General features: G+C 58.2%; 16 protein-coding genes. 7 read left to right on the top strand and 9 right to left on the bottom strand.

Translation table 11 applies throughout. The features are described from left to right. The first annotated feature begins 201 nt into the window (after window positions 1–201). A complete protein-coding gene (locus LARV_RS19635; protein ID WP_075075503.1) occupies window positions 202–1,281 on the top strand; it encodes a hypothetical protein in 1,080 nt (359 codons plus the stop codon). A 774-nt stretch (window positions 1,282–2,055) separates the two neighbouring features. Here the strand turns inward: LARV_RS19635 and LARV_RS19630 are convergent. Together LARV_RS19630 and LARV_RS19625 are read right to left on the bottom strand one after the other, a co-directional pair. Further along, window positions 2,056–2,640: a YdeI/OmpD-associated family protein gene (locus tag LARV_RS19630; RefSeq protein WP_075075502.1), complete on the bottom strand. Its 585-nt coding sequence runs from the start codon at window positions 2,638–2,640 to the stop codon at window positions 2,056–2,058. Window positions 2,641–2,826: 186 nt separating this feature from the next. Then, window positions 2,827–3,663 (bottom strand): hypothetical protein, encoded by an 837-nt coding sequence (locus LARV_RS19625; RefSeq protein ID WP_075075501.1) that lies wholly within the window; start codon window positions 3,661–3,663, stop codon window positions 2,827–2,829. Between the two features lie 149 nt (window positions 3,664–3,812). Here LARV_RS19625 and LARV_RS19620 point away from each other — a divergent pair, with 149 nt between their 5' ends. Next, window positions 3,813–4,697 carry a radical SAM protein gene (locus LARV_RS19620; protein ID WP_075075500.1) on the top strand — a complete coding sequence of 295 codons (885 nt, stop codon included), beginning with the start codon at window positions 3,813–3,815 and terminating at the stop codon, window positions 4,695–4,697. Window positions 4,698–4,797: 100 nt separating this feature from the next. On the opposite strand, the gene LARV_RS19615 is transcribed toward LARV_RS19620, so the two are convergent. After that, window positions 4,798–5,181 carry a nuclear transport factor 2 family protein gene (locus LARV_RS19615; RefSeq protein WP_075075499.1) on the bottom strand — a complete coding sequence of 128 codons (384 nt, stop codon included), beginning with the start codon at window positions 5,179–5,181 and terminating at the stop codon, window positions 4,798–4,800. 220 nt (window positions 5,182–5,401) lie between these two features. On the opposite strand from LARV_RS19615, the gene LARV_RS19610 reads away from it, so the two are divergent. The 5 genes from LARV_RS19610 to LARV_RS19590 all read left to right on the top strand — a co-directional run bounded on the left by LARV_RS19610 (window position 5,402) and on the right by LARV_RS19590 (window position 9,868). Continuing rightward, a complete protein-coding gene (locus tag LARV_RS19610) occupies window positions 5,402–5,986 on the top strand; it encodes a GNAT family N-acetyltransferase (RefSeq protein WP_075075498.1) in 585 nt (194 codons plus the stop codon). Window positions 5,987–6,099: 113 nt separating this feature from the next. Further along, window positions 6,100–6,516, top strand: coding sequence for a thioesterase family protein (locus tag LARV_RS19605; RefSeq protein WP_075075541.1), 417 nt, complete (start codon window positions 6,100–6,102; stop codon window positions 6,514–6,516). 266 nt (window positions 6,517–6,782) lie between these two features. Beyond that, complete coding sequence (locus LARV_RS19600) at window positions 6,783–8,459, top strand: hypothetical protein (RefSeq protein WP_075075497.1); 1,677 nt, start codon at window positions 6,783–6,785, stop codon at window positions 8,457–8,459. A 335-nt stretch (window positions 8,460–8,794) separates the two neighbouring features. Further along, window positions 8,795–9,370 (top strand): TetR/AcrR family transcriptional regulator, encoded by a 576-nt coding sequence (locus LARV_RS19595; protein ID WP_075075496.1) that lies wholly within the window; start codon window positions 8,795–8,797, stop codon window positions 9,368–9,370. 123 nt (window positions 9,371–9,493) lie between these two features. Further along, on the top strand, window positions 9,494–9,868 hold the full coding sequence (locus LARV_RS19590; RefSeq protein ID WP_075075495.1) for an HsmA family protein: 375 nt from the start codon (window positions 9,494–9,496) through the stop codon (window positions 9,866–9,868). Window positions 9,869–10,325: 457 nt separating this feature from the next. On the opposite strand, the gene LARV_RS19585 is transcribed toward LARV_RS19590, so the two are convergent. The 6 genes from LARV_RS19585 to LARV_RS19560 form a co-directional block, all read right to left on the bottom strand. Continuing rightward, window positions 10,326–11,096, bottom strand: a complete 771-nt coding sequence (locus LARV_RS19585) for an Ig-like domain-containing protein (protein WP_075075494.1) — start codon at window positions 11,094–11,096, stop codon at window positions 10,326–10,328. A 171-nt stretch (window positions 11,097–11,267) separates the two neighbouring features. Next, entirely contained in the window at window positions 11,268–12,029 is a 762-nt protein-coding gene (locus LARV_RS19580; RefSeq protein ID WP_075075493.1) for an Ig-like domain-containing protein, read from the bottom strand. 139 nt (window positions 12,030–12,168) lie between these two features. Next, window positions 12,169–12,963: an ABC transporter permease subunit gene (locus tag LARV_RS19575; RefSeq protein WP_075075492.1), complete on the bottom strand. Its 795-nt coding sequence runs from the start codon at window positions 12,961–12,963 to the stop codon at window positions 12,169–12,171. Continuing rightward, the gene (locus LARV_RS19570; protein ID WP_075075491.1) at window positions 12,960–13,895 is read right to left on the bottom strand and encodes an ABC transporter ATP-binding protein; all 936 of its coding nucleotides are present in this window, start codon (window positions 13,893–13,895) and stop codon (window positions 12,960–12,962) included. The genes LARV_RS19575 and LARV_RS19570 overlap by 4 nt, the downstream gene beginning before the upstream one ends. Window positions 13,896–14,225: 330 nt before the next feature. Beyond that, the gene (locus tag LARV_RS19565) at window positions 14,226–14,939 is read right to left on the bottom strand and encodes a HEAT repeat domain-containing protein (RefSeq protein WP_075075490.1); all 714 of its coding nucleotides are present in this window, start codon (window positions 14,937–14,939) and stop codon (window positions 14,226–14,228) included. 256 nt (window positions 14,940–15,195) lie between these two features. Further along, a complete protein-coding gene (locus LARV_RS19560; RefSeq protein ID WP_075075489.1) occupies window positions 15,196–16,140 on the bottom strand; it encodes a hypothetical protein in 945 nt (314 codons plus the stop codon). Between the last annotated feature and the right edge of the window lie 44 nt (window positions 16,141–16,184).

Genomic DNA, 16,184 nt, shown 5'->3' with positions numbered 1-16,184 from the left:
AACGAGCCAGCAAATAACACCGGGTTGATACCCGGACCAGTAGGTCTGACGAGCGCCTCCTCCATGGAAATGAATATGGAATTCTACGGATAAAATGGGAAATGGATACCTGATATAATGTCCAAACCAATGCAGCTTTACTATACAAACGAAACCGAATAACGGTCAATCTTCAATTTTGGCAATCGGAAACGAATAAATATGAACACTACCAATTCCAATTTTGGAACACCGGATTTCCAGGACGCCGACCGCGAGAGCGGGCATATCATTGCCGAGTGGCTGCGGCGCTGCGGCGTGGAGCGCAAGACCATCCTGGAGGAGATGAACGATTTTGGCGAATCGATCGGCGAGATTGGCGAAAAATCCTTCAAACAGTGGACTAGCGACGGCGAATCGGCGCGCCGGGTGAGCGGCGCCACCCCCGAACTGCGCGGCGACCGCCTGATCGCGCTGGTGCGCTGGTTTGTCCACGAGCACGCCCACCGCTCGCGCCCGGTGATGAACACCACCGAGCTGCGCCGCCTGATGGGCCTGTACGAAGACCTGCCGGTCAAGAACCGCCTGCAGTTCCGCCGCATTTTGCATGACCTGGAAGTGCAATCCGGCGAGCGCGAGGCGGATTTTTCCTTTGCCAACGATTGGAAAGGCCGGCTGGCCGACTGGCCGGTGTTCTGCTTCGTGCTCGACCCGTATTGGACCATCCGCGCCTCCACCAGCTACGAGATGGCGCTGGCAGGGTATTCCGAAGAGGATATGAAGCACTGGGGCTGGTGGCACCGCCTGACCGGCAGCAGCCAGGGCACGCCAAAATACGTCACCAACAGCCCGCGCTATTCGCTGCGCGGCCCTTACGCCGAGGTCTACTACCGCCAGCAGCTCGAACGCTTTTGCGCGGCCACCGAACCGCTGCAAAAGGAAGGCGATCCGCGCTACCAGGCCCTGCTGAAACTGCTCGATTCCACCCCGCGCTTCCACGAGCTGTGGATGGCGTCGCAGAAACAATCCCCGACCGTCTCGCAGTCCATCGGCATCCCGGTGCCCTTTTTCCGCCAGGACGGCACGCTGCTGTGGATGCTCGAAGTCAGCACCATGATCCCCAACACCCCCGATTACACGCTCATCGTCTGGGTGCCGTTGAACGAAGACGCCGCCGAATACCAGGGTGAAATCCGGCGCAAGGCCGACCAATCCGGCCGTTTCAGCCGCAAAGCCTTCTTCATCGAAGAATTCAGCCAGTACTTCACCCCCGAACAGCGTTTCGCGTTGGGCGTGGAGTAGGAGAAGAAGAGAACAGGGATCAAGAAGATGGGGAGGATTGCTGAATGATGAATGTTGAATGCTGAATGGAAGATGAAGAATCGATCGGCGAGTCGGGATGAGGCACAATTTTGCCGCGCCGCGCTGCCGCATCCGTACTGCGGGACCGCATCACAATCCAGGACGGGCCTTTCCCGGCTCTGAAATCTCGAATCGGACAATCTACACGATTTATATATCATTCCTTGATCACTTCTTAACAATTATTCGATATCCTTCTGCTTATCAACAACTTACAAACTTCGACCGTCGATCAGGCTGCGAAAACAGCGGGCAGCCGAGGCGACGGAAATTTCTCCTCCTCCAAAAAACGCTGACGGGCCGGTACCCCGCCAGCGTTTGGGGTTAATCAGGGGCGAAAGAAAGAGGAAGAGAATGCTGAATGGTGAATGCTGAATGATGAATGGAAGAGGAAGGCCAGATCGGCGGGTCGGAATGAGGGACAATTTTGCATCGCGGCCGGCGCGCCGGTGCACCCAACCGCTGAAGAGAAAAAGAACAGGATGAGGAGGATGAAGAGAATGCTGAATGGTGAATGCTGAATGGAAGAGGAAGGCCAGATCGGCGGGTCGGGATGAGGGACAATTTTGCATCGCGGCCGGCGCGCCGGTGCATCCAGCCGCTGAAGAGAAAGAGAACCGGGATCAAGAGGATGAAGAAATTTTATTCGGTTTTCAAGTATTTGCCGCTTTATTTGACTTCACACGTCACTTCTTCACCAGTCCACGACTCGCCTTACTTCACCTTTCTCCCGATCTCAAACTCCGGCAATCTTTCCCCTCTGGCGGAGTATTCGATCAGCTTCGCCAGGCGTTTCAGGCGCGTGGCCTCCTGCCTGGCGCTGAGGATGAACCAACTCACCCCCTTGCGGTACGACGGCGGTTGGGACTGAAAGAAGGTCCAGGCAGCCTCGTTCTGGCGCAACAGCCCATTGTACGGTTCTTCCAGCTCGGCGCGGCGTTGCTCGTAGGAATAGATGCCCGATTTGTTTTCCACCCGCGTCTCGAAGGCTTTCAGACCAGCCGGGGTCATGCGGCCCTCGACGATCAGCCGCTGCGCGTGGGCGATGTTGACCGCGCTCCAGGTGCTGCCGGGCCGGCGCGGTGAAAAGCGGATCTGGTAGCTGGCATCGTCGATGCGCGTGCGCACGCCATCGATCCAACCGAAGCACAGCGCCTCATCGACCGACTCGGGCCAGGTGATGCTCGCCACACCCGAGCCCACTTTATAAAAACCAACCACCAATTCGGCGGCTGTGGCGTGGTTCTCCGCAAGCCAGGCGCGAAAGTCAGCGGAAGTTGGGAAAAAGACAGGTTGCATGGATCATATCCTTTCAACAGACTGGCGACAGCACCCTACCTATGGGTTGAGTCCCTATCCCGGGGGCGCGCTAGTTTTGGATACCACCCAGCCAGGCAGGCCAGCGTTCCCTGCCAGCGGATCGGGCGAACAATCCATCCCCACACTTTACACCAGTAGGAGTGTTTCATTCCAGGACTCCTTCTGCTATTCCCGGTCTTGGTCCTCCGCCAGCAGTTCCGGGCCGAATTTCGCCCGCAGGTTGTACCAGTAGAAATAGCAGATCAGCCGCTCCGAATAGTTACGCCCGCCGATCGCCTTCAGCGAGAGCTTCGCCTGGGCCGCCTGGCGATTTTCGGCCGTGGGCTCGAGCTTGAAGCGCGCCAGCGCCAGCAGCGCCGGGATCAACTGGAGCTGCACCTGGTAGGCTTCGCTGGTCTGCGCGCGTCGGTGTTTATTAGCCCAATATTCGGCCGTCTCGGCCGCCGCCAGAGCCTCCACCCAGGCTTCCAGGCAGACGAACGCGTACGCCCGCATGGGCAGAGCCTCCCAGATTGCCTGGAGTTGGTGCGTGTCGGCGAACCAGCGGATCTCTTCTTCGGTCAGCAGGTAGTTGCCGGCCGCCCAGCCGTATAGATCGCGGGCGCGCTGCGTGTTGCCCACCCGGTCGGCGCAAATCGCCGCCGGAAGCTGCGAGACAGCGGCTGCTTCGCGTTGCCCCAGCTCCGGAATCTCGGCAGTTATACTGGGGAAAGTCCTGCCGCCGCGCCATTCGTATTGTCCCAGTTCGTACCAGATCGACGCGGCGGTCCGGTTGCCGCGGTACTCGTGCGCCGGCGCGTTCCACCACGTGCGATGCACGGCAGCCCAAGCTTCCACCGACAAATGAACGTCGGGCGCTTCCTCTAACCCGGGGATCTTTGCGATATCCGGCGCCCCGCTCGTCTCGTCCAGCCAGCCGTGCGAGCGCAGGTAGTGGATGCCTTCGTCGATGGTCTCCTGGATATATTTCTCAAACGCGGAAGGGGCTTTAGGCGTTTTCATGGGATGCCTGTTTTCCTCCGGAAACCCTACGGATCGACATTGTCCTGCCTTTATTTTACAGGATTTGATCCCGGGGTCGCCGCCCGCCGGCGATCGAATCCGGGCCGGCCGGGCGATGAACGGCGACACCCGCATGCTACAATGAGTCCATGCCCCTCTCCGCCACCCAATTGGCTTACATCCTACGTACGTACGTTCTCGACCGCCGCAAACCCTTCCTGGCCAGCCTGAAGCTGACCTACCGCTGCAACCTGCGCTGCCGGCAGTGCCCCTTCTATTCCCTCCCGGCGCCCGACCTGACCTTTGGCCAGGCAATCGCTATTATCGATCGGCTATACGCAAGAGGAGATCGCATCCTGATCTTCGAGGGCGGCGAACCGTTCCTGTGGCGGGATGGACCTTACCGGATTCACGACCTGATCACCTACGCCCGGCGATCCTTTTTCAGCACCGGCGTGACCAGCAACGGCACCCTGCCCCTGGACGTGCCGTCCGATGTTGTGTGGGTCAGCATCGACGGCCTGCGCGATACGCACAACGCCCTGCGCGGCGCCCCCATCTTCGATCCGGTCATCGCCAACGTGCGCGCCAGCCGGCATCCGCGCCTCCTGGTCCACGTCACGGTCAATTCGGTCAACGCCGCGGAAATTCCGCGCCTGCTCGAATACCTCGCCGGACTCTTTCGCGGCATCACCCTGCAGTTCTACTACCCCTACAACGGCCGGGATGACCTGTTCCTGGATTTCGAGCGGCGTGAACGCCTGCTGGACGAGGTCATCCGGCTCAAACACGCCGGCCTGCCTATCCAGAACTCGACGGCTGCGCTGCAGGCGCTCAAACACAACCGCTGGACCTGCCGGGACAGCCTGATCGACAACGCCAACCCGGATGGGCGGATCTCACAGGGCTGCTACCTGAAGGGCCGGGCGGACATCGACTGCAGCCGCTGCGGATTTTCCCCTCACACCGAAATCTCGCTGGCCTGCCGCGGGAATCTGCAAGCCATCCTGGCCGGCCTGCGCATCTTCCTGTGAATCGCGCGGCGCGGTCCACCATAATGGGGTGAATCCCGACTCGACAGACCCCGGAATACGGCTGTCATCCGCTGTCCGGTTCACCTCACTCGCGCAAAGACTATCCCTTCACATACGACAGTTTCTCGGCGATCAGCCGGTTTTCCATCCGGTACAGGTCCAGGCCGCGGACGTGACCCGCCTGCCCGTGTTCGTCCGTCCAGCTATACCGCCAACGCATCACCACCCGCTCGCCCTCGGTAGAGGGCTCGCCGGCGCTGAAAATCTCCTCGATTTCGATATGCGCCGAGCGCGAACTGCTGAAAAAGAACTTCCAGAACCCGCGCACCGCCGCCCGCCCCTCGAAACGTTCGCCGTCCGGAGGCGGGTAGGTGTTCTCGAAGACGCAGTCTTCCGTCATGCACGCCAGCATGGCATCCACATTGGCAGCGTTGAGGGCATCATTGAATGCCAGAACCGCGGAAAGGTTGGGATCGGTATTCATGGGGCACCTCGCTGATTTGATTGTAGCAAGCGAGGAAGGTTATGGGTCGATGAGTTGATGGGGAATGCGGGAAAACGTAAAAAGTGAATCCACAGATCGAAAACCGTGAGTGGTGAAATGTGAACCGACAAACGGCAAAAAAGTGCAATAATAGTATGGAAGAAAGAAAATCCACCGGGCAATCCTCTTCCGGTTCACTCCTCACACTTCACTTCCTCTTATGGAAAAACTCACTGCCAGCGAAATTCAGCTCGCCGCCGGCGTGTTTGCCCGGGCGTTCTTCGACGACCCGCTGTTTCGGCATTTCTTCCCAGAAATTTCGGAGCGCCGCGCCCAGATCGAGGCGCTGTACCGGTTTCGTCTGCGGTCGCAGCTTTCCAATTCGTTCAAAACGAACGCCCTCGAAGGCCTGGCCATCTGGCAGGCGCCTCACCGGCATAACTCTTTCCCTTCGATCCTCGACCTGGTGCCCGGGCTGCGGATGGTGAAGCAGGTCGGCCGCGCGCCGTTGACCCGGATGGTGAGCTACCTGCGCTGGGCTGAAAGCCTGCGCGCCGTGACCGCCCACGAGCCCTACTGGTATCTCGACAGCCTGGTGGTCGACCCGGCCTTTCAGGGACGCGGCCTGGCCCGCCAGTTGATCGACCCGGTGGTCCGTCTGGCGCGCGACGCCGGGCAGTGGATCTACCTGGAAACGCACAACCGGCGCAATTTGGATATCTATGCGCATCTTGGTTTCACGGTCGTCGCCCGCCAGCGCCTGCCGGGAACGTACATCGACCATTTTTTACTGCGCAAGGGATAAGGGGGCAAAGAGGACAGAATGGACAGGATATCGGGATGAAGAAGGTGAACGAGATTCAGTATTTTCCGCACAATACGATACAATTGATGAAAATTTCCCTTTTCGGAGTCCCAATGTCTCTCGAGCCTGGCCTGACCCATGAATTGACCCTGACCGTGCAGGAAAGCGACACGGCGCGCCACTCCGGCGGCGAGACGCTGCCGCCCGTGCTCTCCACGCCGCGCCTCATCGGCATGCTCGAACGCACCTCGCACCTGGCGGTGCTGCCCTACCTGGATGCCGGCCAGACCACGGTTGGGACGTGGGTGAACGTCAAGCACCTGGCCGCCACGCCGGTCGGGCTGGAAGTGCGCTTCCACAGCGAGCTGATCGAGGTCGACCGCCGCCGTCTGCGCTTCAAGGTGGAGGCCTGGGACGCGGTCGAGAAAATCGCCGAGGGCGAACACGAGCGCTTCATCATCGACATCGGGCGCTTCAACCAGCGGTTGGAAGAGAAGATTCACCACGGAGACACGGAGAAGAATTCGTAGGGAAGATAAAGAAAAAAACGAGCCACAGAGGTCACAGAGAGAGAGGAGCTTGTAGGCCGGTTTGAAGGAGGCTGTTGGCTAAAGCCGCGGGGCAGACTTTCCACCCCCCGCAGAACCGACATGCAGGCCGTCGCCCCCTCTTTCCGCTTCACCCGTCACGCTTCGCCTTCTCTTCTTCAATCAACAATCAGACATCAGCAATCAGCAATTCTTCTCATTCAGCATCGCCCTCGAAGAGGGTTCAGCATTCGCCATTCATCATTCTCATGCGTAAACCCCAACTTACCACCATTCTTTCCATTTCCATCCTGCTGATCGCCCTCGCCGCCCGCCTGATCCCCGGCCCGCGGACCATCGACGATTCGTACATCACCTTCCGCTACGCGCGCAATCTGCTGGCCGGAGAGGGTTTCGTCTACAATCCCGGGCAGCCCATCCAGGGCACCACCACGCCGCTGTACACCTTCATCATGGCCGGCCTCGGCCTGTTGACCGGCGGGGTGAACGCGGATTTTCCGGTCAACGCCTGGCTGTTCAACGCGCTGGCCGACGCGCTCACCTGCTACCTGCTCATTCGGCTGGGGAAATTCATCGCCGAGCCCGTTGCGGGGCGGCGCCGCGGCCCCGGCTGGGCGGGTTACGCGGTCGCGTTGGTCTGGTCGATCGCGCCTTACAGCGTCACCTTTTCGATCGGCGGGCTCGAGACATCGCTCTACGTGCTGCTGCTGACCGGGCTGGCGCTGGCGTATGCGAAACGCCGCCGCGCGCTGACCGGGCTGCTCGGCGCGCTGGCCATCCTCACCCGCCCGGACGCCGTCCTGCTGGTTGGCGTGCTGATTCTCGACCGGCTGGTGCGCGCCGTCCGCAAGACCGACGAGCCCCTCAGCGCGCGCGAACTGGGTGCGTTTCTCATCCCCACCCTGGGCTGGGTGCTCTTTGCCACTCTGACGTTCGGTTCGCCCGTGCCGCACTCGGTGCAGGCCAAGCTCGGCGCTTACCGCCTCGACGATTACGCGGCTTTGATCCGCCTGATCCAGCATTACGCCACACCCTTCATGGAGCAAAACCTGATCGGCTCGGCGCTGGCCGTGGGCCTGGGGCTGGTGTTGTATCCCTTTCTGTATGTCATCGGCGCGCGGCGCATCTATAAAAGCGAACCCCGCCTGCTGGGCTGGCTGGTTTACCCCGGGCTGTACTTCCTGGCCTTTGCCCTGCCCAACCCGCTCATCTTCCGCTGGTATCTGACCCCGCCGCTGCCGGTCTACATGCTGGGCATCCTGACGGGGGTGGAGACGCTGGTGATGGGAAGAAGGTATGCGGTATCCGGTACTCGGTATCCGGTATCCGAATCACCGAATACCGAATCAACGAATATCGAATCAACGAATACCGCTGAACTTTCCTCTTCTTCATTCAGCATTCAGCATTCCTCATTCAGCATTCCCTCCCCTCTTCTCCGCATCGTTCTTCTTCTCGCCCTTCTCCTCCTCCCCACCCTTCTTTCCCTCTCCGAATGGCGCCTGCACCCCGATCACGGCGCCGACCGGCCCGCGCCGGAGATGGCCTGGTACAAGCTCGAGCTGCTCTACCGCCAGGCGGCCGATTTCGCCGCCCCGCAGATGAGCTCGAATACCGTCCTGGCCGCCGGCGACGTGGGTGTGCTGGGCTACTACACCCCGGCGCGCATTCTGGATACGGTCGGGCTCAACTCGCCCGAAGCCCTCGATTATTACCCGCTGGATAAAAGTTACTACGTCATCAATTACGCCATCGCTCCCGGCCTGATCCTCGACCAGCAGCCGGACTGGATCGTCCTGCTCGAAGTCTACGGGCGCAACGGTCTGCTGCCCAACCCGCAGTTCCAGGCGCAATACGAACTGATTAAGAAGATCCCCACGGATATTTACGGCTCGGATGGGATGTTGATTTTTAGAAGAAGGTGAAGTGTGAGGCGTTGATTCGGTACTCGGTATTCGGTACTCGGTATTCGTTGATTCGGTATTCGGAGGAATGAATCGGAAGAATCCAAGGATTTCTGTCCTGGAAGACTACGATGGTGTTGACCACGAAAAACACGAAAAAGAGTCAAATTGGCATCCGGCAATCGATATTTTTTTGCCTCAGAACTCAGAACTCTTCACCGCATAACCGAATACCGAATTGACGAATACCGAATACCGTTTCAACGAATATCGATTCCCCATTTCCCCTTGACAGTCTCTATACTATTTAGTATACTATATACTGTTTAGTATATATAACGTGAAAGGCACACAGCATGGAATCGAACCGGTTGGACGAACACGAGACCGCGCGCTGCATCCTCGAGGAAGGCTGGCAGCTCTTCCAGCAGAAGGGCTATCGCGGGGTGAGCATCGACGAACTCTGCCTGCGCTGCAAGCTGAGCAAGCCAACCCTGTATTATTACTTCCAGGATAAGGAAAACCTGTTCGTCCAGATCCTCCAATACAAGCTGCACGGATTTCGCGAGATCATCGAACGCCCCGGCAGCCTGCGCGAGCGCCTGCAGGCCATCGCCGCCGAAATCCTCGACAGTTTTCAGACCGATTATTCCAGCCTGCTGCGCGACCGCGAGCACCTCAAACGGCCCGAAAACCTGGTCCGCATCCGGGATGCCTTTCACAACGAACTCTTCGGACCGATGATCGCCCTGATGCAGGCCGGCATCGACGCCGGCGAACTGCGCCGCGACGACCCGACCCTGCTGGCGCTCATTTTCATGGGCAGCGTCAATAACTTCATCGGCAAGGCCGCCGACCTGCACACCGACAATCCTTCCCTGGCCGGAAAACTGACCGATTATTACATCGAGGGATCGCGCAACCGGCCATAACCACCCCCGCCCGATCCGTCCGCCAACCGAATAGCACGCATTCAACCACCGGAACCCAAAACCGGCCGGCGGCTGGTTTCATGCTGCTTGAAATCTGAATTCGAATTACTTAAGGAGTTAATTATGACCACGTTATTAGGATTGGCGATCGCCGCCATCAGCTCGGCCCTGCTTTTTTACACCCTCGGCGTGTGGAGCGAACGCTTCGCCGGCCGGCTCAAGCCGCTGCACCTGATCCTGTTCTGGATCGGCTTGGTGTTCGACACCACCGGCACCACTTTGATGAGCAAAATCGCCGGGGGTATGGCCTTCGACGTGCACGGCTTCACCGGCCTGCTGGCGATCCTGTTGATGCTGGGGCACGCCGTCTGGGCGACCATCGTCCTGGTCCGGCGCGACGAAAAAGCGATCCACAGCTTTCACAAATTCAGCCTGGTCGTCTGGTTGGTCTGGCTGGTGCCCTTCATGACCGGCCTGGCCGGCGCCATGCTGGCGTAGGGAGGAATTCACAGGATGGACAAGATTCACAGGGATGAAGAGGATAAAGAGGATTTTTAGAGAAAAGAGGATGGATACCAAGACGACAGAGGGATAAGAATTCACAGGATGGGCAGGATGCACAGGGATGAAGAGGATGAAGAGGATTTTTGGAGAGAAGAGAACGGATAACAGGACGACAAAGGGATAAGAATTCACAGGATGGGCAGGATGCACAGGGATAAAGAGGATGAAGAGGATTTTTGGAGAGAAGAGAACGGATAACAGGACAACAAAGGGATAAGAACTCACAGGATGGCAGGATGCACAGGGATGAAGAGGATGGAAATTTAAAAATTATTGATAAAAAAAGGAGCGAGTCCATTCAAGGCCCGCTCCTTCCTGTTTATTTTTACCGACGATCGAGTATCGAATCAACGAATACCGAATCAACGAATACCGTATTACTCTTCACTTCCTACTCATACTTCGCCTTATCCATCATTTCCTTCAGCTTCTCTTCCTCACTCTTTTCGGGGATGGGAACTTCGGGCCGGGCCGCGGCGATTTCACGCTGCTCGGCCGCGCGCAATGCGCTCAACGAGACGATGTGCTGCACGCCCCATTTGCCGCAATAATCGCAGCGATCGTAGCGCATCGTTGGCAGCAAATTGATGGCCCAGAAGTGGATGGCAAACGGGCGGCCGCAGTGCGAACAGATCGCGCCGCCCTTCAGGCCGTAGTTGCGCGGAGCGCCCGGCTCGATGTGAGCCAGCGGGCGATTGCGGAACACGACGAACTGCAGCACCATCATCACGGCGATCACGCCAAAGATGATACCCATCACCGGCAGGATGACCCGGCTGAACAACTCGCCGGCCTGCTCGCCGGAGATGAAATCGAAGGTTCGCGCCGGTGTTTCGAGCGTGCGGCCGTCGGTTGTGCTCACCGCGGCGCTCAATTTGTGGGCGCCGCCGGAGAAGGATGTCGTCTTGAACACCAGCGTGAACGGCGCCGTATCGGCCGTGCCGATCGCCTGGCCGTCGATGCGAAATTCGACCGACTTCACCACGCTCAGGTCGCCGTCGATGCCCAGCTTGAAGGTCCCGTTGATCTGGCTGCCCATATTGGTGCCCATGATCTTGTTGACCTTGAGCAGGTATTCTGCATCCGTTTGGGCCGCCGCCGGCAAAACGAACGCCAGCAGCAACATGCCGGCCAGCAGGATCGAAAACCATCGCTTCTTCATGAATTCATCTCTCCTACCGTTTTTTCTCAACGCCGTTCATAAAATTCACAGGAAAGATCAGCGCCTCCAGGTTGGGTTTCGTTCCGGCGTCAGCCGATGAAAGCAGGGGTTTACGCCGCTCAACCCAACCTGTATCTTCCACTTCACGCATCACGCATCCCGTTTACGTTCCTATGAATTGTACCGCGTCTTCTCCATCATCTCTTTCATCTTTTCTGCCTCGGTTTTCCCGGCGATGGGAGCTTCGGGGGCTGCCTGCGCGACCTCGCGCTGTTCGGCTGCGCGCAGTTCACGCAGCGAGAGGGTGTGCTGCACGCCCCACTTGCCGCAGAAGTCGCAGCGGTCAAGGCGCATGGTGGGCAGCAAATTCATCGCCCAGAAGTGGATGGCGAACGGCCGCCCGCAGTGCGAACAGATCGCACCGCCCTTCAGACCGTACTCCCGCGGAGTTCCCGGCGCAATGTGCGTCAGGGGCTGCTTGCGGACCATCGCAAACTGCACCAGCATCATCAGAGCCACAATGCCCAGAATGGGCAGCAGGACCTTGCCAAGCATCGCGCCGGTTTCTTCACCCGACATGAAATCGAAGTTCCGCGCCGCCGTTTCGAGCGTGCGGCCGTCGCTGGTGCTCACCGCGGCGCTCAGTTGATGTGCCCCGCTGTCGTATGCCGAAGTATCGAACACCAGGCTGAAGGGACTCTCATTATCCGTCCCGATGGACTGGCCGTCAATGCGAAATTCGACGGATTGCACGGCGCTCAAATCGCCGGAAAGGGTCAGCTTATAGGTCCCGGTGATCTGGTTGCCAAATTCACTGCCCACCATCCGGTTGACCTTGAGCTGGTATTCTTCATCCGCCTGGGCTGCCGCCGGCAAAACCATCGCCAGCAGCAAAAAAGCGGCCAGCAGCATCGAAAAAAGCGTCTTCTTCATTCAAAATTTCTCCCAAAAGTCAATGAGTGAGGGGTGATGAGTGATGAGTTCTGTGGTCAGCGGGGTAAAGGTGCTTTTCCTGGACGGCCATAAATTATTTCCGGAAAACTGAGCGCATACCTCATACCTCTTCCCCTCTTTATTTCCAACGTGTCAAAATCACTTCGCGCTGGAACAGTCGCGCGCCAACCCAGATCAGGGCCACGTCGACAACCACGATGATCAGAATGCCGATCAGCATGTTGGTCACGTTCAGGATGATGATCCCGGCCAGCGACCCGAACAGCACCGCCAGCAGCGGCAGGATGATGATCGTCGAGAGCTGCTCGGCCACGCGCGGGTCGTTGACGCGCGAAGACACGATCAGCGCGAAGTTGACCGCCATGACCGCCATCAGCGGGCCCGCCACCAGCACCGCCAGCAGCCAGGTCGGCCCGGTGATGTAGGCGAACAGACGCGCGCTCACACCCACCACCGGCAGCAGCAGCAGGAAGATGCCGAAGCACAGCCAGGTGGCCAGCACGCCGGGGATGACCGCCGCCAGGCCCTTGCCCGCCAGCAGCTCTTCAGTGGTGATCGGTGTCGCCAGCAGCGGTTCGAGGCTGCGGGTGGCCTTTTCGCCCACCACCGAATAAGCCGCGATGGTGATCGGGATGATCAGCGGCATCATCATGAACAGCAGCATGAACTCATTCATCAGGTAAGCCTGCATGCAATCGCCCGAGCTCAGGCCCGCGCAGGCTCGTGCAAACTGGGCCGGCATATCCGTCATATCCGCGCCATCGGCGCTCACCGACCCGCTCATCGTACCCAGCATGATCAGCGGCAGCGCGGTGAACAGCAACGGCATGAACAGGACGGTGAACAGCACCATCTTGTTCTTGAAGACTTCCGTCCATTCCTTGCCCATGATCGTGCGAATTCGGTCTGTCATTTCACTTCCTCCTGCCGGATCATCTCCAGATAGATATCTTCCAGCGAATGGCGCAGCTCACCCACGAACTGCACCCCCGCCCCGGCTTCGACCAGCGTCTTCACGATGGCCGGGTTCTGGGCTTCCGGATCGTCCAGCGATACCAGCAGGCGGTTCTCCACGGCCTGCACGTCCTTGATACCCCGCAAATTGCGCACGCGATCGCTCAGTCCGGGCAGCATGGACTGCAGGTGAAAGACCACCTTGCGCCCGAACAGCTTTTCGCGCAAATTCTCCGGCGAATCGGTCGTGATCAGGCGGGTCTTGAAGATGCCGATCCGGTCGCACAGCCGGTCGGCTTCGTCCAGGTTGTGCGTGCAGATGAAGATGGTGCGTCCCTCGGTCTTGAGCTCTTCGACAAAATCGCGCACCAGCTTGGCGGCTTCGGGGTCGAGGCCGCTGGTGGGTTCGTCCAGGAAGACGATGCGCGGTTCGTGCAGCAGCGCGCGGGCAATGGCCAGCTTCTGGCGCATGCCCTTCGAGAAACTGCCCACCTCGTCGAAGCGCCGGTCCCACAGCCCCAGCATGCGCAGGTACTTCTCCACCTGCCCGGAGACGTCCTTGACGCCGTACAGGCGGGCGAAGATGGTCAGGTTGCGTTCGGCGCTCAGGCGCTCGTACATGCCGGGCGTCTCGGTGAGAATGCCCACCCGCCCGCGGATCTTCTGATCGTCCCTGCCAATTTCGAGCTTGTCGATGAAAGCGCGGCCACTGGTGGGCGCGATCAGGCTGGTGAGCATGCGCACCGTGGTCGTCTTGCCGGCGCCGTTGGGTCCCAAAAAGCCGAACACCTCGCCCTCGGCCACGCTCAGGGTCAGGTCATCGACCGCGGTGATGGGCGCGTCCTTTTTGGATTTGATAAAACGTTTGGTCAGTCCTTCAGTTTGAATCATGAATTCCTCTTTGTGAACTTTGGCGCAATTCAACGCCAGGGGAATTTATACTTCGCATTTGTCCCCGTTGCATCCACCGCCGGGCTAAATCGGCCCTGGTCGAACGGATAGGGGAAATCCTGGCGTTAAGAATTGTATCAATGTATCATTGAATGAATTGTATAGCAGACGGGGCGGGATGTCAAGAGGGAAGAGAAGAGAGAGGGATGGGGAGGATGAAGAGGATGAGAAGAGAGGCGGGGAAGAGAACGGGCGGCCTCGCTCGCGTGGGGATTCGAGTGTGCCAGTTGTATTCCCATTCTTCATAACCTCAGCATAGCCCTAATAAACTTATCCAAGAGGTGAACTGGATCTGATCAGGGCCAATGATTCCGCAGCTTCTGCGCTGACTGTCCCCCAACCCGGCAGTTCGGCCTGGTCCGTCTTCGCCAGGTGCTCAAGCCTGGGGATCGCCCGCTGCTCCTTCAGTTCACCCAGGGCGTATGCAGACCAGAAGCGTACTTCCACCGCAGGATCGTCGAGCATAGCCAGAAGTGTGAAAGATGCCATCGGATCCCCCAGGTTGGCTAATGCCTCGGCGCAATACCCGCGTACCCGCGGGCTTACTTCCGGGTTTTCCAAGGTTCGGACCAAAGTTCCGACGACCCGCTTGTCTCCCAGGATCCCCAATCCATAGGCGGCGGCCTCTTGCTGATCGGGATTTTCTGACCGCTGCAACACGGCAATCAGTGGCTGCAAGGCTTTTTTAGTTCGGATCAATCCCAGAGACCTGGCGGCCTCTTGGACGACGTTCGTCGCCGGGCTGTCGAGGGCCGCGATGAGGGCAGAAGCAGCCTTTTTTTTGCCAAGCTGCCCGAGGATCCAACAGACGACCGCACGCAGGTCCGCATCCCCACCCTGGGTTTGGGCTGCTTTCAGGAGGGCTTCAAAAGCATCCAGTCCCTGACCGCGGGTTTCGTCGATCTGCCGCTCGATCCGATCGCGGATTTCGGGGGCGGTTTTCTCAATAGCCGAAAGTATGTGTTGACCGAGATCGTTGTTCATGAGCGTCCTTGCTCGCGCCGGTTTTCGAGCGTGTCCTCTCTCTCCCGAGTCTCCGACCGTCACACAGGTCGCGCTCGATCCTTGCACCCCTCCGGGCTGGCCGCGCGCTGGCGTCTGTGACCAGGCTCGCGAAGCATCCTGTCAGGGCCGGTGGTCGCCCAACAGCAGGTGAGCACACCGTTGCCGATACAATGCATCCACGAATGATGGAATAATTCCAAAATCTTGCTGCAATCTACGGTTACCTCATTATTTTTCAGGGGTTTTCTCTGAGCTTTGGAATGACTTCTTCATTCATTGTGAAGCAAGCCTGATCGGGGTCTCCGGTCATTAACTCCGCAAAATCTTCCATAGTCAATGAGGTCGCTTTTTCAAATGAAACAGCCTCCATTGGCGGATATTGAGGATCTTTTCCCATCCAAATTCGTAAATATTCAAACGGAGTTCGCAGAGGACAAATAACCATTGAATTACTAGGCCTTGATATTAAGTTATACCCATTATATTCAACGATTAGATCCACTGAAGCAAAATAGATATTCATCTCGAAATATGAACGCGGTCCCCAATCTGTGGCAAGAGTCACCTCCGACGGCGTCCCATACCGATCAATCAATGTCTCCGGTGAGAAAGCCGGCCAATTTCGCGCGTCACTAACCTCTGAAGTATCCATACTAATATCCATTTTTACATTCTTCACCTGTTGGTCCTGAACAATGAACGTCACATTCATCGATAAACGATTATCCAGTTCATAGTCGATCCCATAATAATCTACGCCTTTATCGCTTATTTTCGAAATGGGAAGGCCAAGATGTGTAAGAATCCCTGTCATTTCACGAAGGGTGGTCTTTCCAGGATAAATGCCGAGGAAACAGGGAGTTTCACAATTTTCACCCTTATCGATATAAGCTGCAATCGTCTCCCTGGTAGCCATCGATTCCAACGTGGCCTCAATGGTTGGCGTCGTCGTTGGCACAGGGGAGCTGGTGCTAGTTGGCGTCAGAGGCGCGGTCGCAGACTGGACCGGATTTGCTGCTGTCGATGCAGGCTGCACTGTTGATGCCGCAGAGCTGCAACTCGATGTAAATAAAGCTACGATGATAAGGTAAATATTCAAGGACACCTTTTTCACTTTTATGACCTCCTTCATCAGGGTCGCCCGGTCTCGCTCGCGCCGGTCTCCGACCGTGCGCGTCATTTCCCCCGAGTCTCCGACCGTCGCTCAGGTTGCGCTCGATCTTT

The organism is Longilinea arvoryzae (assembly GCF_001050235.1).
In the GTDB taxonomy this organism is placed as follows: Bacteria; Chloroflexota; Anaerolineae; order Anaerolineales; family Anaerolineaceae; genus Longilinea; species Longilinea arvoryzae.
Note: the sequence above shows the minus strand (reverse complement) of the source record. Positions and strands in the feature narration are given on the sequence as shown.